At 29.9% G+C, this 24,988-nt stretch carries 34 protein-coding genes, 2 tRNA genes and 1 pseudogene; 19 read left to right on the top strand and 18 right to left on the bottom strand.

Annotation, left to right across the window (positions count from 1 at the left end):
- Window positions 1-113: 113 nt before the first annotated feature.
- Window positions 114-305: a hypothetical protein gene (locus AW732_RS05975; RefSeq protein WP_067959963.1), complete on the bottom strand. Its 192-nt coding sequence runs from the start codon at window positions 303-305 to the stop codon at window positions 114-116.
- Window positions 306-423: 118 nt separating this feature from the next.
- On the opposite strand from AW732_RS05975, the gene AW732_RS08440 reads away from it, so the two are divergent.
- Together AW732_RS08440 and AW732_RS05980 are read left to right on the top strand one after the other, a co-directional pair.
- A complete protein-coding gene (locus AW732_RS08440) occupies window positions 424-600 on the top strand; it encodes a DUF1059 domain-containing protein (RefSeq protein ID WP_082697430.1) in 177 nt (58 codons plus the stop codon).
- Between the two features lie 81 nt (window positions 601-681).
- Window positions 682-1,167: a hypothetical protein gene (locus AW732_RS05980; protein ID WP_067959966.1), complete on the top strand. Its 486-nt coding sequence runs from the start codon at window positions 682-684 to the stop codon at window positions 1,165-1,167.
- Between the two features lie 2 nt (window positions 1,168-1,169).
- Here the strand turns inward: AW732_RS05980 and AW732_RS05985 are convergent, their stop codons facing one another.
- Window positions 1,170-2,234, bottom strand: a complete 1,065-nt coding sequence (locus AW732_RS05985) for an aminopeptidase P family protein (protein WP_067959969.1) — start codon at window positions 2,232-2,234, stop codon at window positions 1,170-1,172.
- 72 nt (window positions 2,235-2,306) lie between these two features.
- On the opposite strand from AW732_RS05985, the gene AW732_RS05990 reads away from it, so the two are divergent.
- Window positions 2,307-3,317: a DUF814 domain-containing protein gene (locus AW732_RS05990; protein ID WP_067959971.1), complete on the top strand. Its 1,011-nt coding sequence runs from the start codon at window positions 2,307-2,309 to the stop codon at window positions 3,315-3,317.
- Between the two features lie 73 nt (window positions 3,318-3,390).
- Window positions 3,391-3,669 (top strand): cell division protein SepF, encoded by a 279-nt coding sequence (gene sepF, locus AW732_RS05995; protein WP_067959973.1) that lies wholly within the window; start codon window positions 3,391-3,393, stop codon window positions 3,667-3,669.
- Here sepF and AW732_RS06000 read toward each other — a convergent pair.
- Both AW732_RS06000 and psmB read right to left on the bottom strand, forming a co-directional pair.
- A complete protein-coding gene (locus tag AW732_RS06000) occupies window positions 3,661-5,601 on the bottom strand; it encodes a beta-CASP ribonuclease aCPSF1 (RefSeq protein WP_067959976.1) in 1,941 nt (646 codons plus the stop codon). The two genes, sepF and AW732_RS06000, sit on opposite strands and share 9 nt — an antisense overlap.
- Window positions 5,602-5,605: 4 nt before the next feature.
- Window positions 5,606-6,238, bottom strand: a complete 633-nt coding sequence (gene psmB, locus AW732_RS06005; RefSeq protein ID WP_067959979.1) for an archaeal proteasome endopeptidase complex subunit beta — start codon at window positions 6,236-6,238, stop codon at window positions 5,606-5,608.
- 75 nt (window positions 6,239-6,313) lie between these two features.
- On the opposite strand from psmB, the gene AW732_RS06010 reads away from it, so the two are divergent.
- Entirely contained in the window at window positions 6,314-7,378 is a 1,065-nt protein-coding gene (locus AW732_RS06010) for a sn-glycerol-1-phosphate dehydrogenase (protein WP_067959982.1), read from the top strand.
- 1 nt (window position 7,379) lies between these two features.
- Here the strand turns inward: AW732_RS06010 and AW732_RS06015 are convergent, their stop codons facing one another.
- From AW732_RS06015 to AW732_RS06025, 3 genes are read right to left on the bottom strand one after another with little or no spacing between them, the layout of a single operon-like run.
- Entirely contained in the window at window positions 7,380-8,111 is a 732-nt protein-coding gene (locus tag AW732_RS06015; RefSeq protein WP_067959985.1) for an FKBP-type peptidyl-prolyl cis-trans isomerase, read from the bottom strand.
- A 46-nt stretch (window positions 8,112-8,157) separates the two neighbouring features.
- Window positions 8,158-9,315 (bottom strand): alanine--glyoxylate aminotransferase family protein, encoded by a 1,158-nt coding sequence (locus AW732_RS06020; protein WP_067959988.1) that lies wholly within the window; start codon window positions 9,313-9,315, stop codon window positions 8,158-8,160.
- Between the two features lie 39 nt (window positions 9,316-9,354).
- Window positions 9,355-9,849: a nicotinamide-nucleotide adenylyltransferase gene (locus tag AW732_RS06025; protein ID WP_067959990.1), complete on the bottom strand. Its 495-nt coding sequence runs from the start codon at window positions 9,847-9,849 to the stop codon at window positions 9,355-9,357.
- A gap of 61 nt (window positions 9,850-9,910) precedes the next feature.
- Between AW732_RS06025 and rtcA the strand changes: the two genes are divergently transcribed.
- A complete protein-coding gene (gene rtcA, locus AW732_RS06030; RefSeq protein WP_067959993.1) occupies window positions 9,911-10,936 on the top strand; it encodes an RNA 3'-terminal phosphate cyclase in 1,026 nt (341 codons plus the stop codon).
- Here rtcA and AW732_RS06035 read toward each other — a convergent pair.
- Entirely contained in the window at window positions 10,916-11,413 is a 498-nt protein-coding gene (locus AW732_RS06035; protein ID WP_067959996.1) for a CopD family protein, read from the bottom strand. The genes rtcA and AW732_RS06035 overlap by 21 nt on opposite strands.
- Window positions 11,414-11,476: 63 nt before the next feature.
- Here AW732_RS06035 and AW732_RS06040 point away from each other — a divergent pair, with 63 nt between their 5' ends.
- On the top strand, window positions 11,477-11,983 hold the full coding sequence (locus AW732_RS06040; protein ID WP_067959999.1) for a hypothetical protein: 507 nt from the start codon (window positions 11,477-11,479) through the stop codon (window positions 11,981-11,983).
- Window positions 11,984-11,989: 6 nt separating this feature from the next.
- Here AW732_RS06040 and AW732_RS06045 read toward each other — a convergent pair.
- A tRNA-Val gene (locus AW732_RS06045) sits at window positions 11,990-12,064 on the bottom strand.
- A gap of 81 nt (window positions 12,065-12,145) precedes the next feature.
- Here AW732_RS06045 and bluB point away from each other — a divergent pair.
- The 4 genes and pseudogenes from bluB to AW732_RS08940 all read left to right on the top strand — a co-directional run bounded on the left by bluB (window position 12,146) and on the right by AW732_RS08940 (window position 13,553).
- On the top strand, window positions 12,146-12,850 hold the full coding sequence (gene bluB / locus AW732_RS06050; protein ID WP_067960004.1) for a 5,6-dimethylbenzimidazole synthase: 705 nt from the start codon (window positions 12,146-12,148) through the stop codon (window positions 12,848-12,850).
- A 30-nt stretch (window positions 12,851-12,880) separates the two neighbouring features.
- A tRNA-Arg gene (locus AW732_RS08570) sits at window positions 12,881-12,974 on the top strand.
- A 57-nt stretch (window positions 12,975-13,031) separates the two neighbouring features.
- Window positions 13,032-13,394 (top strand): annotated as a pseudogene (locus AW732_RS09070) (NAD(P)H-dependent oxidoreductase).
- On the top strand, window positions 13,395-13,553 hold the full coding sequence (locus AW732_RS08940) for a hypothetical protein (RefSeq protein WP_253805582.1): 159 nt from the start codon (window positions 13,395-13,397) through the stop codon (window positions 13,551-13,553). It begins immediately after the preceding pseudogene.
- Window positions 13,554-13,734: 181 nt separating this feature from the next.
- Here AW732_RS08940 and AW732_RS06060 read toward each other — a convergent pair whose 3' ends face one another.
- On the bottom strand, window positions 13,735-14,202 hold the full coding sequence (locus AW732_RS06060) for a hypothetical protein (protein WP_067960007.1): 468 nt from the start codon (window positions 14,200-14,202) through the stop codon (window positions 13,735-13,737).
- An 83-nt stretch (window positions 14,203-14,285) separates the two neighbouring features.
- The gene (locus tag AW732_RS06065) at window positions 14,286-14,516 is read right to left on the bottom strand and encodes a hypothetical protein (protein ID WP_067960010.1); all 231 of its coding nucleotides are present in this window, start codon (window positions 14,514-14,516) and stop codon (window positions 14,286-14,288) included.
- A gap of 219 nt (window positions 14,517-14,735) precedes the next feature.
- Here AW732_RS06065 and AW732_RS06070 point away from each other — a divergent pair, with 219 nt between their 5' ends.
- Both AW732_RS06070 and AW732_RS06075 read left to right on the top strand, forming a co-directional pair.
- Window positions 14,736-15,212 (top strand): peptidylprolyl isomerase, encoded by a 477-nt coding sequence (locus AW732_RS06070; RefSeq protein ID WP_067960013.1) that lies wholly within the window; start codon window positions 14,736-14,738, stop codon window positions 15,210-15,212.
- Window positions 15,213-16,118, top strand: a complete 906-nt coding sequence (locus AW732_RS06075) for a hypothetical protein (RefSeq protein ID WP_067960016.1) — start codon at window positions 15,213-15,215, stop codon at window positions 16,116-16,118.
- Here the strand turns inward: AW732_RS06075 and AW732_RS08765 are convergent.
- Window positions 16,105-16,260 carry a hypothetical protein gene (locus AW732_RS08765; RefSeq protein WP_172790408.1) on the bottom strand — a complete coding sequence of 52 codons (156 nt, stop codon included), beginning with the start codon at window positions 16,258-16,260 and terminating at the stop codon, window positions 16,105-16,107. The two genes, AW732_RS06075 and AW732_RS08765, sit on opposite strands and share 14 nt — an antisense overlap.
- A gap of 232 nt (window positions 16,261-16,492) precedes the next feature.
- Window positions 16,493-16,966 carry a hypothetical protein gene (locus tag AW732_RS06085; RefSeq protein WP_067960023.1) on the bottom strand — a complete coding sequence of 158 codons (474 nt, stop codon included), beginning with the start codon at window positions 16,964-16,966 and terminating at the stop codon, window positions 16,493-16,495.
- 313 nt (window positions 16,967-17,279) lie between these two features.
- Between AW732_RS06085 and AW732_RS08945 the strand changes: the two genes are divergently transcribed.
- Genes AW732_RS08945 through AW732_RS06100 form a run of 3 tightly spaced genes read left to right on the top strand, consistent with a single transcriptional unit; the run spans window position 17,280 to window position 18,838 of the window.
- The gene (locus tag AW732_RS08945) at window positions 17,280-17,543 is read left to right on the top strand and encodes a hypothetical protein (protein ID WP_253805583.1); all 264 of its coding nucleotides are present in this window, start codon (window positions 17,280-17,282) and stop codon (window positions 17,541-17,543) included.
- Window positions 17,544-17,560: 17 nt separating this feature from the next.
- Window positions 17,561-18,454 carry a PfkB family carbohydrate kinase gene (locus AW732_RS06095; protein WP_067960026.1) on the top strand — a complete coding sequence of 298 codons (894 nt, stop codon included), beginning with the start codon at window positions 17,561-17,563 and terminating at the stop codon, window positions 18,452-18,454.
- A gap of 39 nt (window positions 18,455-18,493) precedes the next feature.
- On the top strand, window positions 18,494-18,838 hold the full coding sequence (locus AW732_RS06100) for a dUTPase (protein ID WP_067960029.1): 345 nt from the start codon (window positions 18,494-18,496) through the stop codon (window positions 18,836-18,838).
- On the opposite strand, the gene AW732_RS06105 is transcribed toward AW732_RS06100, so the two are convergent.
- Both AW732_RS06105 and AW732_RS06110 read right to left on the bottom strand, forming a co-directional pair.
- Window positions 18,835-19,311, bottom strand: a complete 477-nt coding sequence (locus AW732_RS06105) for a hypothetical protein (RefSeq protein WP_067960032.1) — start codon at window positions 19,309-19,311, stop codon at window positions 18,835-18,837. The two genes, AW732_RS06100 and AW732_RS06105, sit on opposite strands and share 4 nt — an antisense overlap.
- Window positions 19,308-20,390 carry a DegT/DnrJ/EryC1/StrS family aminotransferase gene (locus AW732_RS06110; RefSeq protein ID WP_067960035.1) on the bottom strand — a complete coding sequence of 361 codons (1,083 nt, stop codon included), beginning with the start codon at window positions 20,388-20,390 and terminating at the stop codon, window positions 19,308-19,310. Before AW732_RS06110 ends, AW732_RS06105 begins: the two co-directional genes overlap by 4 nt.
- An 82-nt stretch (window positions 20,391-20,472) precedes the next feature.
- Between AW732_RS06110 and AW732_RS06115 the strand changes: the two genes are divergently transcribed.
- Window positions 20,473-21,036 carry a hypothetical protein gene (locus tag AW732_RS06115; RefSeq protein ID WP_067960097.1) on the top strand — a complete coding sequence of 188 codons (564 nt, stop codon included), beginning with the start codon at window positions 20,473-20,475 and terminating at the stop codon, window positions 21,034-21,036.
- A 91-nt stretch (window positions 21,037-21,127) separates the two neighbouring features.
- Window positions 21,128-21,316 carry a hypothetical protein gene (locus AW732_RS06120; RefSeq protein WP_067960038.1) on the top strand — a complete coding sequence of 63 codons (189 nt, stop codon included), beginning with the start codon at window positions 21,128-21,130 and terminating at the stop codon, window positions 21,314-21,316.
- A gap of 21 nt (window positions 21,317-21,337) precedes the next feature.
- On the opposite strand, the gene AW732_RS06125 is transcribed toward AW732_RS06120, so the two are convergent.
- On the bottom strand, window positions 21,338-21,529 hold the full coding sequence (locus AW732_RS06125; RefSeq protein WP_067960041.1) for a hypothetical protein: 192 nt from the start codon (window positions 21,527-21,529) through the stop codon (window positions 21,338-21,340).
- Window positions 21,530-21,622: 93 nt separating this feature from the next.
- Between AW732_RS06125 and AW732_RS06130 the strand changes: the two genes are divergently transcribed.
- Window positions 21,623-22,669 carry a tyrosine--tRNA ligase gene (locus AW732_RS06130; RefSeq protein ID WP_067960044.1) on the top strand — a complete coding sequence of 349 codons (1,047 nt, stop codon included), beginning with the start codon at window positions 21,623-21,625 and terminating at the stop codon, window positions 22,667-22,669.
- Here AW732_RS06130 and cobJ read toward each other — a convergent pair.
- Together cobJ and AW732_RS06140 are read right to left on the bottom strand one after the other, a co-directional pair.
- Window positions 22,666-23,460: a precorrin-3B C(17)-methyltransferase gene (gene cobJ / locus AW732_RS06135; RefSeq protein WP_067960047.1), complete on the bottom strand. Its 795-nt coding sequence runs from the start codon at window positions 23,458-23,460 to the stop codon at window positions 22,666-22,668. The two genes, AW732_RS06130 and cobJ, sit on opposite strands and share 4 nt — an antisense overlap.
- A 47-nt stretch (window positions 23,461-23,507) precedes the next feature.
- Window positions 23,508-24,968 (bottom strand): hypothetical protein, encoded by a 1,461-nt coding sequence (locus AW732_RS06140; RefSeq protein WP_067960051.1) that lies wholly within the window; start codon window positions 24,966-24,968, stop codon window positions 23,508-23,510.
- Window positions 24,969-24,988: the final 20 nt, after the last annotated feature.

Raw genomic sequence — 24,988 nt, forward strand, 5'->3', positions numbered from 1 at the left:
TACCAATTTCTTATTATCTTAATTGAATTTAATCATAATAACCGATCATAGTGATGAGAAGAACAGGAGTCATTTTAGTACCTTTACCTCTTCTCATTACTTCCCTTTCAATATCAATTAGAATTAATAAAAACGGTTGAATTAGATATTGTAATCATTTCTACTGTCTTAATTGGCATATTTTCTTTTTTAGAAATTTCTATGATTTCTAATTTATGTTCATCTTGTAAATGTTTGAGAAATTCTTTTTCTTCAATATTGTTTTGTTTAAAATTACATGAAGAAAAAATACAATTAAAATTCAATATTTTTAGTAATTTTTTCTAGTAAAAAAACTCTAATAGGAAAAAGATTAAAAATATTTTTAAATCTAGGCATGAAATTTAACGAATTTCCTAAATAAGTGTAAAAAATTACCAAATTATGACAAAATCAATTAGTTGTAAAGATGCTGGAAAAGATTGTAGTTGGTCAGCATCAGCAGAAAGTGTGGAAGAATTAATGTCACAAGTTACAGAACATGTTTTAGCAGAACATAAAGAAATTGAATTAAATTCTGACAGTATTGCAAGTATCAAATCATTAATCAAAGATAATTGAAACAACATATTCATAAAAAAATCACGATAATGAGTTTAGTTAATAATAACTTTAGATTTATGATAACTTAAAGGGATTAAAATGGGTAAAAAAGGTAAAAAAGAACAAGAAAAGCCAAAGAAGAAGAATTTCAAAGCTTTTCTTAAAAAAAGAGCTCCATTGTATCTTGCAGGAATTGCATTAATTGTTATTAGTGCAAATGGTGTTTTATCAGAAAAACATCTGGATGATTTTTTAATTGATCTTTCAGAGGAGGAACAAATTGTAGTAGATATTTTAATGCAATATAACGGTCCTAATGAATCAGGATTAAATGTAAAAGATGCGATTGAAAATAAAATAAATGATGAATATCCTAATATGAAAATATTTGATGATAGAAATACTAGAATACATGTAGTCGTAACAAATATCAATTTAGAAGAATATCAAGTAATATTAAATTTCAAATCGGATAAAGGTAATGATATTAATTATGATTGGAATGTAAATATAGATTCTAAAGAAATTAAATCAAATAACCTTGAATCAAAATATATCATAAATATAGTAGATTTTTACGATTAAATTTAGATTGTTAGTAGTTCTTTTGTAAATTTATGCATAACAATTGGTTTATTCTTTACAATAAGAGAATCTTCTATTCTAATTCCAAATTTATTTTGTATATAGATTCCAGGTTCTACAGTGATTGCCATGTTTTCTTTTAATTCAGTTGTACTTCGATAAGAAACAGTTGGAAATTCATGCACTTCTAATCCAATTCCATGTCCAGTAGAATGAATAAAATATTTACCATAATTTTTTTCTTCAATGTATTTTCTACATGCATGATCAACATCTTTACAATCTACATTTGGTTTTACAGATTTTAGACCAAGTTTTTGAGATTCTTTAACAATTTCATATGCCTCATTAGCTTGTGAAGAAATTTTTCCTAGTGCAAAGGTTCTAGTTGCATCAGAAACATATCCTTTGTATCTTAATGTTAGATCAGTAACTATAAGATCACCTTTTTTGAATTTACGTTGACTTACTTGTGCATGAGGTAATGCACCATTTGGACCACCAGCAATAATTAATGGATTAAGTGTTGATTTGTAACCAGTGTCAAACATTTCTTGTTCCATGGCATAAGTCATCAAAATTGTTTGTAATTCTGATTCTTTTTGTCCAACTTTCATTTTTTTAGAGCAAATTTCAAACATTTCATCAATTATTTTTGAAGCTTTTTTTAAGATCTTGATTTCCTTTTCGTCTTTTATTATTCGAGCATTGTAAAATGGTTCTGTAGAAGATATTATGTGAGATACTGATTTTTTTAAGCTAAGCATTGTAGAGTAATCCTTACAATCAGTACATACATGATTTTTCTTAATTTTATTAATAAGAGTAGAAATTAGTCCAGAACCACGTTCAGCAGTTATTACTTCACAATCTTCAGACTCATCCTTTGCTCTTCCAACCTCAAGTTCTGGAGCAATAATGGTTGTTTTTCCATTTTTTTCTAATAATCCTATAGCTTCGCCCCAAAAACCAGTCATATAGAAGAGATTCTCAGGCTCAAATGTTACTAGAGTGTCACAATCTATCTTTTTAGCATATTTTAGAAGATTTTTTCTACGTTGTTTCATAACAAAAGATTGTATTTTCTTAATTTATGTATGATGCAAAGTTTGTATAAGGAAATTTGGAAAATCATTATCGTGACTGAAGAAAAGAAAAAGAAAGTAGTTGCATTACTTTCTGGTGGTTTGGATAGTCAACTTGCAATTAAGATGATGCAAGAGCAAGGGTTTGATGTTTCTGCAGTTGCAATAAAAACTCCATTTTGTGATTTTGATTGTGGAAGAGGATGCGGTTTTGAAATTAGAGAACGAGCAGATGATCTTGATGTAAATCTAAAAACTGTTTATCTAGGTGATGAATATATTGAAATGTTAAAAAAACCAAAACATGGAATTGGTGCAGGATTTAATCCATGTATTGATTGTAGATCTATGATGTTTGATGCAGCAAAAAAACACATGGAAGAAATTGGTGCAGAGTTTATTATTTCTGGTGAAGTATTAGGACAAAGACCAATGAGCCAACATGCACCTGCATTACGTACAATTGAAAAAGAATCAGATTTAGTTGGAAAAATAGTAAGACCACTATCTGCTGCATTGTTACCAGAAACAGATCCTGAAAAAGATGGTTTGATCAAAAGAGAAAATCTTGGAATGATTAGAGGAAGAACAAGAAGAAATCAATTAGACATGGCAAAAAAATATGGAATTGAAAATCCACCAAATGCTGGAGGTGGTTGTTTGTTAACAGAACCACAATTTGGAATTAAAGCAAAAGATTTGTTTGAACATACAAAAAATCCAACAATAAATGATATCGATTTATTAAAAATTGGAAGACATTTCAGATTAGATCAAGAAACAAAATTTGTTGTTGGGAGAAATAAAGATGAAAATGAAATGATAAAAGCAATTGCATTACCAGATGACACATTACTTGAAGCAAAAGATTTCGTTGGTCCAGTTTCAATTTTACGCGGAACAAATTCCAAAAAACATCTTCAATTTGCAGCATCTGTCACTTTAAGATATTCTGATGCACCAAATGACAATACAGCAATTGTTTCGATTAAACAGAATGATTCAGTTGAAGAAATTACTTCAGAAAGTGCAAAAGAAGAATCATACATTCAATTTAGAATGTAGGCGTGAAAAATTTGAAAAATTAGTTAAAACTAAGGAAGAGTTTTTGAGGGAGTAGATCTCATTTTTAATCATAATGCAAAAGCAAGAAAATCCTACATATCTAAAGGCAATTACAATTAGAGATAGTAGCGACGTACATTCTATTAAGGAGGATATCAAAAAAGGAATAATTTTGATACTTAGAGTTACACCATTGGCACAAAAAGATGTGGATCAATTACGTAAAGTTGTAGAAGAATTGTATTCGATTGCTAAAACAGCTGATGCAGATATTGCAAGATTAGGTGAAGAAAGAATTATTGTTACTCCATCTAGCATAAAGATCTGGAAACCAGAATACGATTTAAAATAATTTTATAGCTTCTTGAACTTGAGGATAATGAGCAGGGAGTTTGAAGGTTCTTCTAATATTCATAGCAAGGTTTTCTGATTTTGAGCGTTCACCGTGATTAACTAAAACACGACGAAGTTTTGGTCGTAGTCTTTGTACAAATGACATTAGTTGATTGTAATCACTATGTCCACTGAATCCATCTAGTTTTTCAACTCCACAATTTACAGAAACAACTTCGACTTTACCTTCTTTTCCCAACATAGAAACTTGTTTAGAACCATCAAGTACACGTCTTCCTAAAGTTCCATTAACTTGATAAGAAACAAACACGACTTTGTTTTTTGGATCAGGAGCAATATTTTTGAAATATTCTAAAACTGGTCCACCCTCTAACATTCCAGATGTTGCTAAAATTATACATGGAGAGTTTTCTCTCATTGGTTCTTCTCTGGCATCAGCATGTTCAATATTTGTAAAGTACTCAGAATCAAATGGATTATCATCTGTTTCTAAAATTTTCTGTTTTAATTCTCGTGCAAGATATTCAGGATAAGATTCATGGATTGCTGATGCTTCAGAGATCATGCCTTCAGTAAAAACTGGAGCCTCAACCATTTCACCAGATTTCATGTAATGATCAATGACCATCATGATTTCTTGTGCACGACCAACTGCAGGAATTGGAATTAAGACTTTACCTCCATCTGCCAAAGTATTGTTTACTGCGTTGATAAAAGAAGATTCTACTTGTTGTCTTGTAGGTTGCACATCTTCTCTAAGACCATATGTACTTTCAATTAGTAATGTTTCTACTCGAGGAAAATTCCAACTTGCAGCTTCAAATAAAATACTTTTTCCAAATTTGATATCACCAGAATATACAAAATTGTGATCACCATTACCAATATGGAAATGACATAATGCAGAACCAAGAATATGCCCTGCATTAGCAAGTACTAATTTTATGTCAGGTGAAATATCAGTTACAGTTCCATAGGGTAAAGTAATGGTTTGTCTCATTACTTGCTTTACATCTCTTTCAGCATACATTGGGGTTCTACCTTGTGCTGCTGCAACTTTAATTGCATCTAGTTGAATTAAGTTCATCATAGGCAATGTTGGTTCACTACAATAAATCGGACCTTTGTAACCATATTTGCATAGGGCAGGTAAAAATCCGGTATGATCTAAATGAGCATGTCCAATTACTACAGCATCAAGTTCATCTAATGTGATATCTAAAGAATCAAGTCGTGGGTATGAGTCCATTGGAGAACGTGCACCAGGATTAATGCCACAATCAACTAAAATTTTACTTTCTGGTGTAGATAACAGCATTGAAGATCTACCTACTTGACCAAAACCACCAAGAGTATGAAGAGATACTTCAGTTCTTTGTGACAAGCGAGGTCTAAAAATATCATCACCAACTTGTTTCATTTGTTTACTTCTTTCACCAGAAGCTTGTTTTAGAGTTGCATTAATTGTTTGAATAGTTCTAGATGGAACGGTAGTAGCTTTTCTAATTCTTAATCGCCATCCAATTTTTTCTGTTAAATCTGCATGATTGAATTCTTTGGCATTTCTTTGTAACAACCAAGGTCTTTTTGCTTCAATTGATACTTCACCAGTTGATGTATCAAAAAGAGTAGCTTGTAAGTTGGCCTCTTCTGGTACATGCTCTGCAATAATTTTTCTACATTCATCTTCTGGTTTTCTTATGGATTCATCAGTTCGAATAACAATTCGTTTTTTGATAATATTAACAAGTTTTGAAATTGTTTCATTGTTTTCTAAAAGATATCTAGGTGAATTTGTATAAAGTGCAATTCTTGGTCCTTCATATTCGATTTTTGTGATACTAGCTTCTTTTGGCATACTTTGCAGTATGGTTGCCATTATATTCTGGCTACTAGGAGGTAATTCTTTTGGAGGTTGTTTTTTTTGCATTAAATCAAAGTTCGATAACTGCTTTCTTTTGTTCATCGGTTAATAGACGGAATCCATCTTTGTCCATTACTGCGATGTTTATTCCATCACCAGTACCAATGTTTCTAACAATTGCAGCTTTAACAGCTCTTAAAGCTATTTTTTTTGCCTCTTCAACTGTGAGGTCATTTCGATATTCTTCTTCCAATAAACCATAAGCTACTGGAGAGCCACTTCCAGTGGTAACATAAGATTTCTCTTCAACAGAACCAAACATATCAACATTAAACAATGCAGGACCACTTGCATCATAACCACCGAGTAAAATATCGGCCATGAAAGGATATCCTCTATTTTGATGGAAGATTAATGAACAGAGTCTTGCTAGAGAATGAATAGATATTGAATTTTGTTTATCTACTCTGTGTAAATTAGAATGATATCGTAAAACATCTACAATGTTTTGTGCATCTGCAACACCACCTGCTAAAGTTAAACCTGCATGCTTGTCAATTTGCTGAATTTTCATCGTATTATTATTTGCAATAAAGTATCCAGCACTGGCCCTCATATCTGCGCACAAAACTACACCATCTTTTGCCTTAATACCTACTGTAGTAGTCCCATGCAAAATTTTTTCTTCAACGTTTGTAGACAAAATATACCTCTTAAGATAAAGTAAATGTCATGTCACCCTTTTAAATAACTTTTTGATCCATTGAAATGATAAATAATGAAGAAAAAGGAGGATCGCATGCAATCACACACAATGGAATTACCTAGACTAATAGAGATCGGGGAAAAAAATATCGAAGACTTTGGAAAATTCCTATATTCATTAAATAAACCAAAAAAAGTTTCATTGATTAGTGGAACAAATGTTCAAAATGTTTTAAAATCTAAAATAGAAAAATCACTAAAAATTAAGAAAATTCAACATATTTGGCATACATCAATTGACAATCAAATAAAATCAATTGATAAAATTCAAAAATCTGTTAAGAGAGATAATTCAGATTTAATTATAGGAATCGGAGGAGGTCGTTCGGTAGATACTGCAAAACTAGTTTCATTTAATTTATCCATACCATTTGTTAGCTTACCAACTGCTGCATCACATGACGGAATGGCAAGTCCGTTTGTTTCTGTGAAAAGTGATAAACCTCATTCAATTGTAGCATCAGCTCCATTAGGAGTTTTTGTAGACATAGATGTAATTAAAAAAGCTCCATCAAAATTATTGGCTAGTGGTTGTGGAGATCTTATTGCAAATATTATAGCTGTAAAAGATTGGCAATTAGGTCATAAAAAGAAAAAAGAATACTATGGAAGATATGCTGCAGACTTGGCAATGATGAGTGCAAAAATTGTCATGGAAAATTCTTCAGAATTTGCACGTAAAGGAATAGATCATCGTGTAGTTGTAGAGGGATTAATTAGTGCAGGAGTTGCATCATGTATTGCTGGAAGCAGTAGACCATGTTCTGGGGCAGAACATCTATTTTCACATGCACTTGATAAAATTGCTCCAGGAATTGGACTTCATGGAGAAAAATGTGGAATTGGTTCTATTATGATAGCAAAATTACAAGGACAAGATTGGAAAAAAATTATTAAAACGTTAAAAGATGTAGGTGCACCAACAACAGCAAAACAAATTGGAATAGAATCGGATAAAATTATTGAAGCTTTGATAATGGCGCAAGGATTAAGACCTCAACGTTACACAATCTTAAAAGAAAAAATTATGACTAAAAAAACAGCATTGAATCTGGCAAAATCAACAAAAGTTATTTAATTTAAGAAGTTTTTTCTTTTGCTTCAGGTTTCTTGGCAGGAGCTTGTTTGTTGATGTGAGTTTCAACAAAACTGATTTTTTCTAATGTATTAACAAATTTGAAAATATCCATTTGGATAAAATGTTTCATTATTTGTAAACCATCAGCACGTAAAATATCTTCAGGAATTGTAATACTTGCTTCCTTATCTTTCAAATCAAAAGCAATTTTACTATCTTCAACTGGGAGTCGTTCTTTTAGAATTGCATCAACTTTATCATTTGGTGTATCTAAAGCTTTGAGTACATTAACATCATAAAGAATTGTTTTTCCTGCATATCTATGATTATAATCAATTTGAACTCTACCTGAACCAATAAAGCGAATAATTCCTCTTTTATTATCAACTTCAATTGTATCACCAACTGAAACTTTTTCTGCATCTTCACCTAATTTTCTTAGTGGAATCATTCTAACTTTTGTAGAATCTCTTGCACCAAAACCCTTGTCAGGTGTTACTTCAATTGTAAGCTTATCTCCAACTGATGTTTTTGCTAATGCTTCATCAAATCCTTTTAACACAGGATAAGATGTTTCACCAATTGAAACTAGTTTAGGATGATATTTTGCATTTTCCTCATGAAGTGAATATTTTTTTGCATCTGCTTCTAGAGTGGTATCAAATACCTCATCATCATCTTTTACTTTTGCAGTATAATCAACTAAGATTAATGAGCCTTTATCAAAAGTCAATGTGATCGTTTTCGAATTTCCTTATATTAGTTAAACGTTCTTAATTTTAAGAAGGGTTAGGAAGAGCTTTTAGTTTATCTTCTGCAGTTTTGAGTCCTGCTGCTGCATCAGTCTCATATCCCATCATTGCTAAAGTTGATGAAATTGCTGAAATAGTTCTCATTACATGATATGGACTTACTTCACCCATACATCCAACTCGGAATACTTTACCTTTAAGATTGCCAAAACCGCCTGCAACTAACACTTTGAATTTATCAGCTAGCGTGCTTCTGAAAATTTTGTCTTCTAATCCATCGAGATAGTTTAATGCAACAATAGAAATTGAACGATCTTCTTCTTTTGCAAATGGTGTTAATCCAATTGCACTTAATCCAGAGTACAAGGCATCAGAGCAAACTTTGTGACGATTAAAGACATTTTGTAATCCTTCTTCTAACATTATTGATAGGGCTTCTCGATATGCATACATCAATGGTAATGCAGGTGTAAATGGAGTGTGTTTTTCTTCATCATAATATTTGAAATATCTTGCTAAATTGAAGTAGTGTGTAGGTGGAGGATTTTCAATCATGTATTTTTTGGCTTTAGCACTAACAGAAACTGGAGAAATTCCAGGAGGAGCTGCAATTGCTTTTTGAGAACCAGTTAGACAGACATCAATATTCCATTTATCTACTTCAAGATTAGCACCACCAAGTAGAGAAACAGAATCTACAACATACATTGCATCATTTCTAGATGTTAAATCAGATACTTTATCAAGATAATTTACCATTGTTCCAGTAGACGTTTCATTGTGAACAACATAGAATGCTTTAACATCTTTATTATTATCAAATGCCTCTTTTACTTGATCAAAAGTTGCATTTTCTCCTGGTGGAGTCTGAAGTTTAATTACATTTGCACCTTGACCCTCAATTAATTGAGATAATCTAGTACTAAATTCACCATTAACTGGAATTATTACTTTATCGCCTTTCTTAACTACATTAATTACTCCTGCTTCAACAGCACCTGTTCCAGATGCAGAAAGTGCTACAATATCATTTTGTGTTTGAAATACTTTTTGAGTTTTATCAACTACATCAGTGTATAATTCTACAAAATCATCACTTCTATGATTAATAATTGGTGCAAGCATAGCCCTCATTACTCGATTTGGTACATTAGTTGGACCAGGGAGCATAGAAAGATATTCCATTATTATCTATCTAATTATGTAGTCGGGGTGTATTTATAATTAGAGATTTTTTAGATGATCTTTAGCACTAGTGTTAAGTAAAAAATTTTTTGTACCTTCTGGAACAAAATTTTCCCATTTTTGATCGTTATAAATTAAATTTCTAATTCTAGTTCCAGATAATTGATTCCTTTTTAAAAAAGGAATTGAAAGTACTTTGACATTTCTTTTTGAATACAAATGTTCAGTCATTGGATCGTTTGAAAAAACAATTTGATAATCTGGAACTATGGTATCAATATTTTCAATCCATTTAACATGATTATCTAAATCTGGAATTGAATAAATTGAAATTTTGTTTTTAATTGAATCATCAATAGAAGACAAAATCATCTGTCGTCTTTCTTCAACAGTAAAGGGATTGGTTTTTTCCATTGGTTTATTTGAACTACCTAAGCCTAACCAAAGTTTATCAACTTTTGATAATGCAAATTGTAATGCTGCAAGGTGACCTAAATGAAATGGTTGAAATCTTCCTATTAACAAACCATTCATAGAAAATATAGGAAATGACTTTTTAAAAAACTATCATAAAGAGTGTTAATAAGTAAAAAATATGAATTTTTTAAAAATTAATGGAGCTCATGGAGAAGGTGGGGGGCAAATTGTACGTTCAGCAATCACATTATCATGCATTACAAATCAACCAATTCATTTAGAAAATATCAGAAAGAATAGAAAAAATGGAGGACTAAAACCTCAACATCTTACAGCAATTAGAATTTTACAAAAAATTTCAAATGCAAAAGTAATTGGCGACACAGTTGGCTCAACAGAATTAAAATTTATTCCAGGAGAAATTAAAAATTTAGAATTAATTGAAGATGTAAAAACAGCTGGAAGTATTTCTTTAATTTTACAAGTTTTAATCCCCGTAGTCTCAATTTCACAAAAAAAACTAAATTTGCTAATCAAAGGAGGTACAGATGTTTTATGGAGTCCAACAATGAATTATACAAAATATGTACTCAAAGATGCATATTCTAAAATGGGAATAAGATTTCAAATTGAAATAACAAAAAGGGGATATTATCCAAAAGGTCAAGGAATAATAAAACTAGAAGTAGAACCATCAAAAATAAAACCAATTAAATTATCTAAAAGAAAAAAACAGAAATTGAAATTGAAATGTACATTTTCAAAAATTCCAATACAAATTATTGAAGAAAAAATTAAAGAAATTGAAGAAAAAATTAAAGAGCATAATTTTCAAATTGAAATTGAAATCAAAGAAGAAGAAGCAAGTGATTCTGGAGCTTCGGTACTAATTTACAGTCTTGATGAAAATTCAATTATTGGGGTTGATGGATTATTTGATAAAAATACACAAAAATTTGATTTGGATATTGAAGAAATTTTAGATAATTCTTTGGGGGCAGATAAAAATCTGGCAGATATGTTAGTAGTACCTGCAAGTTTAGGCTCAGGCAAAACAAAATTTGAAGTTAAGGAAATTACAAAGCATTTAGAAACAAATTTGTTTGTAACATCAAAAATTACCGGATGTAAGTATGGTATTGGAAAAATTTCAAATGGTTTTGAAGTAATAATTGAAGGAGTATCAAACACCAGCATCAAGTAAAGATGCAAAAAATAGAATTGCAAGTGAGAGAACCACAGTTATTTCACCAAGAATAATAATTTTTTTTCGTAATGTTTGAATTTCAGGTTCTGACATTTGATTTGACATGATTTTTTCTTCAACATCTTTGCGAATCACTCTAACATGTACAGCATATGTAATAATTAATACAATAACAAGTATTATTTTAATAATTAAGAATTGACCATAACTTGTTTCAAAAAGAATATTGGGTTTACCTAAAATTAAATGTGAATTATACAAACCAGTTGCCATCATAATAATTAATGACGGTACAGCAATTTTGTTAAATCGTTTTCCAACTTTAATCATTATTTGCATTCTTTCTTGTATAGAATTAGTCATAGTTTTTAGAAGCGGTGAAAAAACAATTCCAATAAAAAGTGAACCTCCAACCCATATTGCAGCACAAACAAGATGAATCCATGTAAGAATTGCATGTTCTATTGCAGCCATGTTTAACCAAATACTCTATCAAATATTATGTATTTGGATCTTGACAACATTTTTTACTTGTAGATGAAAAGTCAAACTAAGTTGGCATTACAAAGTAGACTAACAGTTTATGCAGCAATAGCTGGAGTTTTAGCTTTAATGGGAGGAATTGTATATTATGCAAGTTTAGATAATGAATCATTAAACCAAGTTGAAATACAATTAACAGATATCACATTAAGAGAATCTGGAGAAAATGAATCAAAATTTAACATTACATTTCTTGTAAAAAATCCTAGTGAGAAAACATTTACTGTTTCATCAATTGCATATGAATTATTTGGAGATGATCAACTATTAGGGTCTGGAGAATATTCTACAGAAGATATAGCTTTACCAGGAAGAGCAATTTTTTATGCAGGTTCTGAGGTTCCATTGAAAAGTACATTTGTTTTGAATAAAGTTGATGTTAGTTCAACGATTTATGAAGACATGACAAATAACAAAGTAACAAAATTTGTTGCTGAAGGCATCATCACCACTCAAACAACATGGAGTGTTGGTGAAAATGAATTCAGAACTGAAAAATAGATAAAATGGGCCGGGAGAGATTTGAACTCTCGGTCACTGCCGTGTCGAGGCAGTATCATAACCAAACTAGACCACCGGCCCTTTGAAGTTAAAATCAAGGTTCAGACATTATTAACGTTTAAAAAAAGAAAAGATGAATAAAAAGAGAAAATAGGTATAAACATGAAAGAGGAATTTACTGATGAGGAAAAAAGAGGCTTTTACAAGGCAATTTATTCCAGAAGGGACGTAAGATCACATTTCATATCAAAACCAATTGAAGATGAAAAATTATCAAAAATTCTTCATGCTGCACATCATGCACCATCAGTAGGATTTTCTCAACCATGGAATTTTATTTTAATTAAAGATCAAGAAACTAAAAAGAAAATCAAAGAGTCATTTGATGAGGAAAAAAGACGTTCTTCACAAATAGTTGAAGAACCCAAAAAATCAAAATACATATCCTTTAAGCTAGAAGGAATTTTAGAATCACCTGTTAATCTTTGTGTAACATATGACCCAACAAAATTTGGTCCATTTGTAATAGGTAGATCTAGTATTCCTGAAGCTGGACTATACAGTGTATGTTGTGCAATTCAAAATTTATGGTTGTCAGCAAGAACTGAAGGAGTCGGATTAGGCTGGGTAAGTATTTTATCAAACGAAACTCTAAAAGATACTCTCAAGTTACCAGAGCACGTAGTTCCTGTGGCATACTTGTGTTTAGGATATGTCAATGAATTTGCAGACAAACCAGATCTTGAAACTGCAAAATGGTTACCAAGATTAGATCTAAAAGATGTTGTATATTACGAAAATTGGGAAGATAAAGAAAATTCGGATTGGAAAGAAATTCAAGATTTGATTCAAACTAATCTTGATTAGGCTTAAATAATTTAGAAGGTTTTTTCTGCTGGGCTTGTAGCGCAGAGTCAAATTTGACGCGCAACATGGATAGCGCAGTAGCCTCCTAAGTTACAGGTCGAGGGATCGAAGCCCTCCAAGCCCGTTTAATTTTAAAAATTGCAGATATCAAATACAAAGAACATTAGTCAAAATTATGAAAATGGTAGTCATTTCAGGTAGTCCAAGAAAAACTGCCAATACACAGATAATTATGAAGTATGTTAACGAGTATACAAAATCAAAAAATCCAGAGACAAAATTCATCAGCCTTTCAGAAGGAGAAATTGAATGTTATAGAGGATGATGTAGAAAATAATGAAGCAACAAAGAATGCTGCAAAAGACATAATGGAAGCAGATATGTGTTGATTGGTTTGCCAATTTATAACTCGTTATTTAGCTCTGCATTAAAAAATCTCTTTGAATATGTTGATTATAAAAAAACTGAAGGTAAAATTGCAGGAATGGTAATTTTAGCTGCTGGAAATATTGGTTTTGTTGATGTTCAAACAATGATTACATAATTGTTATCATACTTTCGAGTAATTACAAATCCAAATGCAGTATATCTTACAACTGAAATATTTACAAATAATCAAATTTCAGATGAAGATATAAAAAGTAGATTAAAAGAAATGGTAGATGAAACATTACAACTTGCATCTAAATTAAAAAAAGAATAGAAATTAAAATTTATTCCAATATTGCAAAAGTCAAATACCATTCTTGTTAACTAAGTATATTGAGTTTAAAAAAAGATCCAACTGAATTATGTTCATGTAAATGTCATTATGGTGGAGCAGTAAGCTGTCCTAAATGTAAAGGAAATCACGGTATAATTACTTGCCACTGTAAAGATTAAAATTATTTTCTTTTAGATGATAAAGCCTTTAGATTTGCTAATTCAGCTTTTAGTGATTCAATTTGTACAAGTGTTTTGAGGTTAGAAATTTCTTGGTTTAGTCTTTCAATTTCATCATCTTTTAGTTCTACAGATGATTTTAATTCATCTAATTCTCCAGATAATTCGTTTTGAATTTGTTGAATTTGTGATAAGTTAATTTGTTTTGGAACTTCTACTTGAACAGTTTGTGAATTACTCAAGCTTTTTTTTTGGTGAACAACATGATCATGACCATGATTTGTTGCATAATCTACACTTTTTTGAGATATCCAACAAGTTAAAGCCAAAAACCATGTTATTGGAACTGCCATGATAAAGACGAAATTTAGAATTGGTGCATAATCATAGAATGGTGGCCAAAGTCCAGTTAATACTGCAGCAAATCCTGCTGTAATGATGGTTGCCATATGATTTTTCCAATATCCCATATTTTAATGCAAAAATTCATTCTTTATAATAGTAATGCTAGTTATCAGAAAATAAAAGAATTAAAAAGGAAAAGGAGTTGATTTTACTCTGATTCTTCAGGAGTACTAGAGATTTTAGGCATATCAGATTGTAAGATTTGGATCTTTTGTAATAATTCAGTTCTTAGATCTCTTGCAACCCTTCGTACTGTAGGTCTTGGAACACCGAGTTCATCAACTACTTTGGTATAGATGTCTTGTTTGTCAGTAACTCCTTTATCTAAATAGGAATTAATTGCTTCTTTAATTATCGTGCTTTGGTTGGTACGACTCAATAGATCATATTTCTCATCGATCTATATAACACTATAACTTGAAAATTTAGAAAAATTGGATATCAGAAATAATTTTCTCTAATAACAAAAAATAAAATCTTAATTTCTATTACAGTTAATACAAAAACAATTTGTAATTTTTTTAAAAAAATCTAGTATAGAAAAAGTTCAGATGAATTATCAAAAAGACTTTTATGATAATTTAATTTCCTCAACTTTATGACAACTGCAAATATTGAAACTAACCATGGAAAAATTTCATTTGAATTATTACCAGACTTAGCTCCAGAAACTGTAAGAAATTTTGAAAAATTAGCTAAAGATGGATTTTATGATGGAACACTATTTCATAGAGTAATTCCTGGATTTATGATTCAAGGAGGAGACCCAAATACAAAAACTGACAATAAGGGTTCTTGGGGAATGGGCGGACCAGGGTATAATGTTAAAGCAGAATTTAGTTCAAGATCACATTTACGAGGAATTGTATCTATGGCAAGAGCACAAGATCCAGATAGTGCAGGCTCACAATTTTTCATTGTTACATCAGATAGTGCATTTTTAGATAGACAATACACAGTATTTGGTCAAGTCAAAGAAGGTATGGATGTGGCAGATAAAATTGTCAATATGGATAGAGATGGAAATGATTGTCCGCTAGAAAAAGTTGTAATGACAAAAATTACTTTAGAATAAATGAACACAAAAATAATTTCTGCAATCTTAATTTTTGGATTAATTACTGTAATTCCAACAGTTTATGGACAGTTAACAATTGGTTCTGAATTAAAGCAAGAATCAATTGAAGTAAAAATTAACTTAGATGGAGAAATTGATGTTAGACATTTAATTAGTTCTTCAAAAATGCCCGGTTCGGTACCACTATTTACTGGTGACGTTTCAAATTTGATTGTAACAAATGAGTTAGGGGAAAAAATAGAATCTGGAATTGGAAATGATGGACTTGGAAATGAATCCATACTTGTTTTACCATCAAAACTAACTACAATAATAGAATACAATTTAGAAAATGCAAGTTTAGATGACAACTTATTTAGTACTGAAATTTCTTATCCAAAAAAATTTAGTGTTTTATTTGATGAATCAGTTGAATTGATTTTTGTGAATAATAATTTAATATTTTTAGATAATAAAAAAGGAATTTCAATTAATGGTGGAGGAATTGCAGAAATTGAATTTTATAATGATGAATCAAAAATAATGAAAAAAGTTACATGGGAAGAAAATGAATTTGATGTAGAAATTATTACAAATTCAGAAATTCAATATTTTAATTTTAATCAACCAGAAAAAAGTATTAGTTTTCAAGTAAATGATGAAAACGAATTCGTAACTATTTCAATGTCAGAAGAATTGTTAGGTGGCCCATATGTTATATTATTAGATGATGAAAAAATAAAATATTCAAAATTTGTTAGAGAAGGAAATATTGTTTCACTAAATTTAAAGCCTGAAACACCAGGCCAAATTACAATAGTCGGAACCACAGTGATTCCAGAATTTTCAATGTTTATTCCATTAATAATGGGATTTATGATAATTTTGACTGTTCCATTAATGAGAAAATTTACTCTCCGCTAGAGCCACATGAACAAAAACCATATTCATCTATTCTAACATCACAAATGAGACATTTTTCACCATATTCAACTTCCCATGGTTCTTTCCCAAAAAGTTTGAAATGATCATCTATTTCTATTGGAACTTCACGTTTTTTATCCAATGATTTGTATAGATATAGAAACTATACATACATTATCTGAGAAAAATCATGAAAATGGAATGTGGTTGTCATTGTATAAAGTGTAAAAGCACAAATCTAGAATCACATAAAATAGGAATTACTGAAAAAGATGGATATTTTGACATGCATCACACGTGTCAGGAATGTAATACACATTTTGATCATCTAGATGGTGAAATTTTTTCTAATTGTTCAAAATGCAACTATTCTTCTAATTAGATAAAGGGATTGATTCAATTGAATAACGAATTTGGTTTTCAATTGAAATTTTAGTGAATTTTTTAGTTAAAGCCATTTTTGCTAATGCTTTTGAAACATCTAATATACTAGTAGCCCACCCATATTCTCTAAGTTGTTGAACAGTTTCACCAACTGATCGTGGTGAATCAAAAAATTTACTGGTTTCTAAAATTTTTAGTTTTGACAAAATTTCACTAGATTGAATATGCTTTGGTTCATTAAATTCTGGCTCAAATGTTTCTGCATCATCTAATGATTCCAAACCAGTATCATTATTAGTGGAAGTTTGTTTAAAATCAGATTCATATACAATTTTTGCTTGATTTTCTGGCATATATTGAGAAATATTATCAATTATTTCGCCTAATGTTTGATTATCAACGTAGAAATCTCTAGAATCAACTTCAATTTCGTTCTCACCTAGTTTAAGCTTTATTCGTGCCAATGAGAATAATTGAGTTAATTTTGATTTATTGAGATAGCTCTAATGAGATTTAAGATTAAATCAAAAATTTTACACAAATAATTAGGAATTTTTACTAATTTTAAGTTAAAAGAAAATTTTTTGAGAATTTATCATGACATCATTAAAGAAGAAAAGTGCAGTAATTGTATTTTTCTTATTAGTTGGAATAATAGGATATTCATAAATTCAATCAGCATCACAAATATCTGTAAATCTTTCTGAAAATGAGATCATTAATGAAAATAAAATAGAAACGAATTACAAAATTGAATTAGAATTTAAAAATCCATCATTGCTAACACTTCCAGCAGGTAACATAGAATTTTTTGTTTCTTATGACAATGAAGTTGTTGGAGAGGGTAAATTAGAATCTTTTACACTATATTCACTAAGTTCTAGTTTAGTTGAAGGCACATTTACAATAAAAAATATTTCAGATGAGTCTAAATCTGTAAAGATTTCAGGAATTACAAAATATGATTTATTGATAACTTCAATTGATGTTTCATTTGATCATTATCCAAATGAAGAACAAACAAGGAAATTTATACAATAAAAATTATTTTTTGATTAATGCTTACTGTTTTTGGTTCAACAGCCCTAGATACAATTAGAACACCAACTAAAACTCTAAAAAATGTCTTAGGCGGAGCAGCAACATATGCAGCAATTTCTTCAAGTAATTTTGTAAAAACAGGATTAATTGCAGTTGTAGGAGAAGATTTTTCAAGAAAAAATCATAATATTTTATCAAAATATCTAGATTTACAAGGATTAACCATTAGCAAAGGTAAAACATTCAGATATGATGGAAAATATGATAATACCTTAAGCACAAGATCTACTTTAAAAACAGAATTAAACGTGTTAGGAGATTTTAAACCAATTGTACCTGACGAATATAAGAAATCACAATTTGTTTACCTTGCAAATAATGATCCAGAACAAAATACAAAATTAATTAAAGAATTTGATAATGTGAAATTTTCAATGTGTGATACCATAGATTTTTGGATATCAACAAAAAGAAGTGCAGTAATTAAAATGATAAAAAATGTTGATGCAGTTGTAATCAATGATGAAGAAGCAAAGCTGCTAACAAAAGAACATAATTTAATCAAATGTGCAAAAAAAATGAGACAGTGGGGTGCAAAATACATTATAATTAAAAAAGGTGAACATGGTTCTTTGATGTTTTATGATGATGTTGTTTTTCCTACTGCAGGATTCTCATTAGAGAATGTTGTAGACCCAACAGGTGCAGGAGATTCATTTGCTGGAGCAATGATTGGATATCTTGCTAGTAAAAAAACAACAAAAATTTCAGAAATTAAAAAGGCTGTGGTATACGGAAATGTTCTTGGATCATTTGCAGTTGAAAGATATGGTTTAGATGGATTACTCAAAATTAAAAATGGCGATATTAAAAAACGTCTAAAATCATATGAAAAAATGATCCAGTTCTAAAAAGACTTAAGTTAAATTATTTTTAAAATTAATAATATCTTGTCAGAAAAAAATGAAGATCGATTAGATGAAATTTTCAAACTTCAAAAAGGTCTGTCTGAAGTAATGAAATTAGATAGATATCCTAAAGATACTGAAGGTAGAGTATCAGCATTATGTACTGCAATTATGCATGAAGCAGTCGAATTACAAAGAACTACAAATTGGAAATGGTGGAAAACACCTACTGAATTTAATCAAAATGAGGCTAGAGAAGAATTAATTGACATATGGCATTTTGTAGTTCAGGCATCATTAGAATTGAAATTAACACCTGATGATATTTTAGATGAATACAAAAGAAAAAACCAAATTAATCATGAAAGACAAAAAAACGGTTACTAGTTTGATTGAATTTTTTTAATAATTAATTGCATATTTGTTTCATTAATCAAATTTACAAGAGTAATTTCTTTTTGAAAATACTGAATTTGGGAATTTGAAACAGTTAGAATCGGTTCAGGACTAGTTGAATTGATAATTCTGTAATTCTTGTCAACCCCATATTTATGCAATTGAAATAATGAGTGACCTGATTTGTGACCCCAAACTTCCTTTCCACATACAATAATTGTTTTAATTTTTTTATTTTGATTAACACATTTTATAATTGAATCAATTCCTTTGTTTTCAGTAAATAATCTTCCAGCTATTGCAACATTTTCAATAATTTCAGAGTTTTTTAATTCTTTTAGTAATTTTATACTAGAAAGTGTACAAATACAAATTGATGAATTAGTGTTACCAATATAGAATTCTTCAGGAATAGGTAGAAGAACCTCACAAAGTTTTCCAATTACGTCACTTAATTTATTCAAAGTATTTCAAAAATTGATTTAGAAATAAATTCAATATTTTTTGTAGTTACTTTAGGATGTATTGGTAAAGAAAGTACTTTTGAAGCAGCCCATTCAGTTATTGGTAATTTTGTTTTAGATTTGTAAAAGGGGGTTTTGTGAACAGGTGTTGGATAATACGAGGCTGCACCCACTCCTTTTTCATTAAGTTTTTTCAAAAGAGTATTACGTTTTGGTGAAGTAACAGTGTAAAGATACCAATTTACTTTTTCATGTTTTCTTTGAATCGGTAAAGTAAGATTTGATTTGGAAAGTAATTCTGTTAAAAGTTCTGCATTTTTTTGTCTTGCTTTCAAAAATTTTGGTAATTTTTTCATTTGTACTTGTGCAATTGCCGCATTTATTTCAGGTAATCTCAAATTAAGACCAAGGATTCTTGTATCATATCCTTTTACCATTCCGTGATTTCTAATCATCAATAATTTGTCTCGTAATTTTTTGCTGTTTGTAACAATAAATCCTCCTTCACCTGCAGTCATCACTTTTGCCGGGTACATACTATAGCATCCCATTTCAAAAAATGTTCCCGTATGTTTATTTTTAAAAGTAGATCCAAGTGATTGAGCAGAATCTTCTATTATTGGTATATTGTATTTTTTAGCAATCTCAGAAATTTTATCCAAATAAGCCACATTCCCATATAGGTGTACAGGAACAATTGCTTTGGATTTTTTTGTAATTTTTTTCTCAAGTTGATCTGGATCCATTGTAAAATTATCTTTTAGAATATCGACAAAAACAGGTTTTGCACCAGTAGAAAGTACAGAATTTGCAGTTGCAACAAAAGTGAATGATGGAATTAAAACTTCATCACCATGTTTGATATCTAAAGCATAAAGTGCTGCTTGTAATGCTGCAGTTCCAGAATTTACAGCAATCGTATATTTTGAATTTACAAATGAAGAAACTGATTTTTCAAAATTTTGAACATGTTTTCCGCCTTGATTTGCTGAAGAAGTTAAAGCACTGTTTTTAAGAATAGAAGTGACTACTGAAATTTCTTCCTTGCCTACAAAAGGAATGTTTATGGGTATTTTCAATAATTTGCCGTAGAATAACTACTCTATAAATCTCGTTTAATAGGTATGAATTTTTATATTTCAAAATTTGGCAAATCATAGAATGAAACCACGACATTTAGAAAAAACTGATTCAGGTTACAAAGTCTATTTGTATATTTTCTATATTTGTGGTGCAATTATGGTTTCATCATTAATTTTTGGTGTTTATGCTACAATGTTAGAATGGTTAGAACATGGAACGTATGTAATGGGAGAAGTAATTCACAATACAACTATTCCATTTGAAAATTTTGCTAGAGTTTCAACTTGGATATTTTTTTCGACAATAATTGGATGGTACTGTTGTACTAGAATTGGTTGGAGACGAACTGCTGGTGACAAAATTGTTGGAACAAGAATGGCTTTACTTCAATTGATGTTACTTGGATTTGCAATAATTTCTTTTTATGAAGTTTTATACAATTTTACAGTTTTAAATGCACAAATGACAGCAGGAGTAGTAAATGGAATAGTACCAGATATTGATAAATTGTTAGTAGCTTATCCAGATCCTGATCGTCCATGGAACTTGGTTTTTGCAACTAAAGTATTTCTTGCAGCATTCATAATTAGTGCACATGCATTTTATCTAAGTGTAAAACCTAGAAAAAGTTTAGATGAATAAAAATTATAAGAAAAAATCTTATTTTTTGAAAGTATTTCAAAAAAAATCTTGATAAAATTATGTTTTATACTATGAGATACTTTGTAAACTGATGGGATTATTTGGATCAAGTAAAAATGATTTGAAATGTAAAAAATGTGGAACAGTATTACTAGATTCTGAAAGATTGAAAAAACACCAAGAAAAAGCCCATAACAAGAAAAAGGAAAAATGTCGAGCTTGTGGAGCTGAATTTGATTATAGTGAAGAATTAAGAAAACATAAAAAAAATTGTAAATAACAATTTTAAAAATTCAATAAACTAAGATTTTGCCGGTCGCAATAGTGATTTTTCTATTGCTTCTAAATTTGCAATTTGATTTTTAGAATTTAAAGTCAGAACTTGAATCATTTCTGAGCCTAATTGGACAGATTGTTCAGGTAATGTTTCTAAAAATTTTTCTAATCCTTTTTTATAATTATTGATTAAGTCTAATCCTTCTTCAAGAGTCACAAGAATAATAGAATTTACCTATATTCAAATATTCTATTTATCAAAATTATTTTAAATAACTTTATAGGCTTAGATTTTAAAAGTTGTTTTGATTTGGATATAATTGAAAAAGTAGATTTAATTGAAAAACCTCCTACTGAAGAGGTTGTAACACGTGAAGAATTAATTGAATTATTTAAAACGAATTCATCTCCAAATCATTACATTGGTTTAGAAATTTCTGGATTTTTACATTTAGGTAGTTTGATCAGTACAGGTTTTAAAATAAATGATTTTGTGAAAGCAGGAGTTAATTGCAAAATTTTTCTTGCAGATTGGCACACTTTAATCAATGATAAATTAGGAGGAGATTGGGACACAATTTCTAAGGTTTCAAAATACTATCAAGATGCTTTCAAACTCGTTTGTCCAAATGCAGAAATTGTTTTAGGTTCTAAATTGTATGAAGAAAAAACAGAGTATTGGGCTGAACTTGTAAAATTTACAAAACATATGTCAATCGCTAGAACAATGCGAACATTAACGATAATGGGTCGTTCTGAAGATGATAACAAAATAGATGTAGCTAAATTACTTTATCCAGCAATGCAAGCAGTTGATATTCATTCTTTAGATGTTGATATTGCACATGCAGGAATGGATCAAAGAAAAATTCACATGTTAGTAAGAGAGATTTTTCCTAAAATGAAATGGAAAGTTCCAGTTTCTGTTCATCATAAATTATTACCAGGACTCTCAAAACCAGCTGATACTGAGAATTCCCAAGTTTTAGGAAAAATGAGCAAATCAGACCCAAACTCAGGCATATTTATTCACAATACCGACAATGAAATTAAGAAAAAGATTAGCAAATCTTGGTGTGAAGAACAAAATGTTGAAAGTAATCCAGTATTAGAAATTGCAAAAAATGTAATTTTTCATGAATTTAATGAAATGAATGTTGAAAGACCAGAAAAATACGGTGGTAATGTTTCATATTCTAATTACGATGAGCTACATTCAGATTTTGCAGAAAATAAACTACATCCAGGAGATTTAAAACAAACTGTTGGGAACTATCTAGTTAAAGTGGTTAGTCCTATAAGAGAAAAATTAAATCTTAGTGAAGAGATTTCCGAAGCTATCAAGAAGAGTTTCTAAACTTTTAGATTAGGATTAGTTTGTTCATGTAAATTATATTTTGATTTGTATCCTCTTGGATTGATCATTAAATCTTTGTAGGTATATGTTGATGAATTACCAATTATCACAGTACTTGTCATACCCAACTCTTCATCAAAATTAAGTAAATTTTCTAAATCAGTCATAACAATTGCTTCAGATTCTCTATACGCACTTTTAATAATTGCAACAGGAGTTGTAGGTTTCCTATGTTTTAGTAAGATTTTTTGTGTATCTTGTAATTGATGAATCCTTTTCTTACTTTTAGGGTTATAGATTACTAGTACAAAATCACCTTGAGCAGCTGATTCTACACGTTTTTGAATTATCTCCCAAGGTACCATAAGATCACTCATACTAACAACAGCAAAATCAGTCATTAATGGTGAGCCAACAATCGATGCGCATGAATTCAAAGCTGATACTCCAGGAATAATTTCTACTTTAAGTTCATCAGAGGGAACCCAACCTGTTGCTGCAAGAGTTTCATAAATCAATCCAGCCATTCCATAAATTCCAGGATCTCCACTAGATACTAAAGAAACAATTTTTCCAGATTTTGCAAGATCAATACACTGATGTGCTCTTTCAACTTCTTGAGTCATAGCATATCGGTGAATAGTTTTACCTCCTATGAGATCTTGAACTAAATTTACATAAGTTTCATATCCAACAATAGTATCACTTTCAGAAATTACTTCTTTTGCTCGAAATGTCATATGATCATGGTGTCCAGGACCAACACCAACAATGTAGAGTTTTCCAGTCAATTAAAAATAATTTTTTTCTCAACTAATTTATCCGTTTAGCGATACTTTTATTGAAATGGATCAACTATTGGAGAATTAATTACGTATTCACTATTTGATGGACGTGCAATACTAACTGTAATTAGATCATTATCTCTAAATGAATCAATATCAGATTTTGTTTGCAAAATTTGTGCAGATTTAGAATCATGCCATTCTACAAGATATATTTTTGATATCGGATTATAATTTTCTTCAGATGAAGAAAAGTTGAAAATTTCTGGTTGAAAATCTAACGAACCAGATCCTTTAATTCCATTTTTGAATTGATACTGATCAATTATAGATGAATGGGTCAAGAGATCTGAAATTGATTGAGAATGTGTAACACCCATTAATTTTGATGGTCCAATAGGAGATACATCAGTAATGATATAGTAAATTGTTTTTCCATCTAAATCCCAGCTTCTATGTGCAACAAAAGTTACAATCATTTCATTTTCATTAATATCAGTAATTTGACCTCCTGAAAATGACATTTTGTTACTAATTTGTTTGTCAGAACGTTCAGTCATTTGATTACTTGACCATTTTATTTGAGGAGTATTTACTACTACATTTGTTTCATTGAATTTAATTCTGCCTGATTTTTCAGCGTCTATAATATCTGAAGCTGATTCAAAAACAATTTCTTTTTGACCTGGCTTCCATGTAACTTCAGTTATTGTTGCTAATGGGGAATAATCTGATTGTTCTGGAGTATTGAAAAAAATTTCATTCTGAAATCCAAAAAATCCATCTCCTTTAATTCCATTCTTAAAAAGAAAAATTTTTTGTAAATTATTTTCTGGGATATTTTCAAGTGATTTTGATAATTGAATACTATATTCTTGTTTTTCTGAAATTGTATTTACATAATCTTTAGTACTCGCATCAGTAATTATGTAAAGAATTTCATTTCCATTGTGCATTCCTTTATGCATTGGAATTTCTACAGGAATACTAGCTCGTGAAAGTAGTAATGAGGGTTCTTCTTTTTGAAATTCAAATTTTTGTTCAAGTACTTGAGTTGGTTGTCCTCTAATCCAACCATCAACACTAACAGTTGTAGTAAATTCTTTTGAATTAGTTGAATGTAATGCAACTCCTGCACCTGTAAATTCAATTGAACCTGATTTTTTTTCAGGATTAATTACAGATTTTCCATAAATTGTATTTTCATTAATAGTCCATGTATCTTGTCCTTTCACATCATTTTGATTAATTTCGTGTAAAACAACAACATTAACTAATTCACTTGAAGTAAATGTCATTGAACCATCATAAATTGTACCTTCATTTGGAGACAAAACAAGAGCTAATTGATTATTCTCATAACCTAATCCAGGATCTTGAGAAGATGTGATTGTTTGAGTAAAATGAACTTTTTTTGTAGATCCTGCATCAACATATTGATCTGAAAAAGTTGAAACTGAAATAATTCCAGTAACAAAAATTCCAATTATTAAAACGATGATAATTTTTTTCAATAATTTTGACTGATTTTATT

Origin of the sequence: Nitrosopumilus sp. Nsub (assembly GCF_001541925.1) — an archaeon.
Classification (GTDB): Archaea; Thermoproteota; Nitrososphaeria; order Nitrososphaerales; family Nitrosopumilaceae; genus Nitrosopumilus.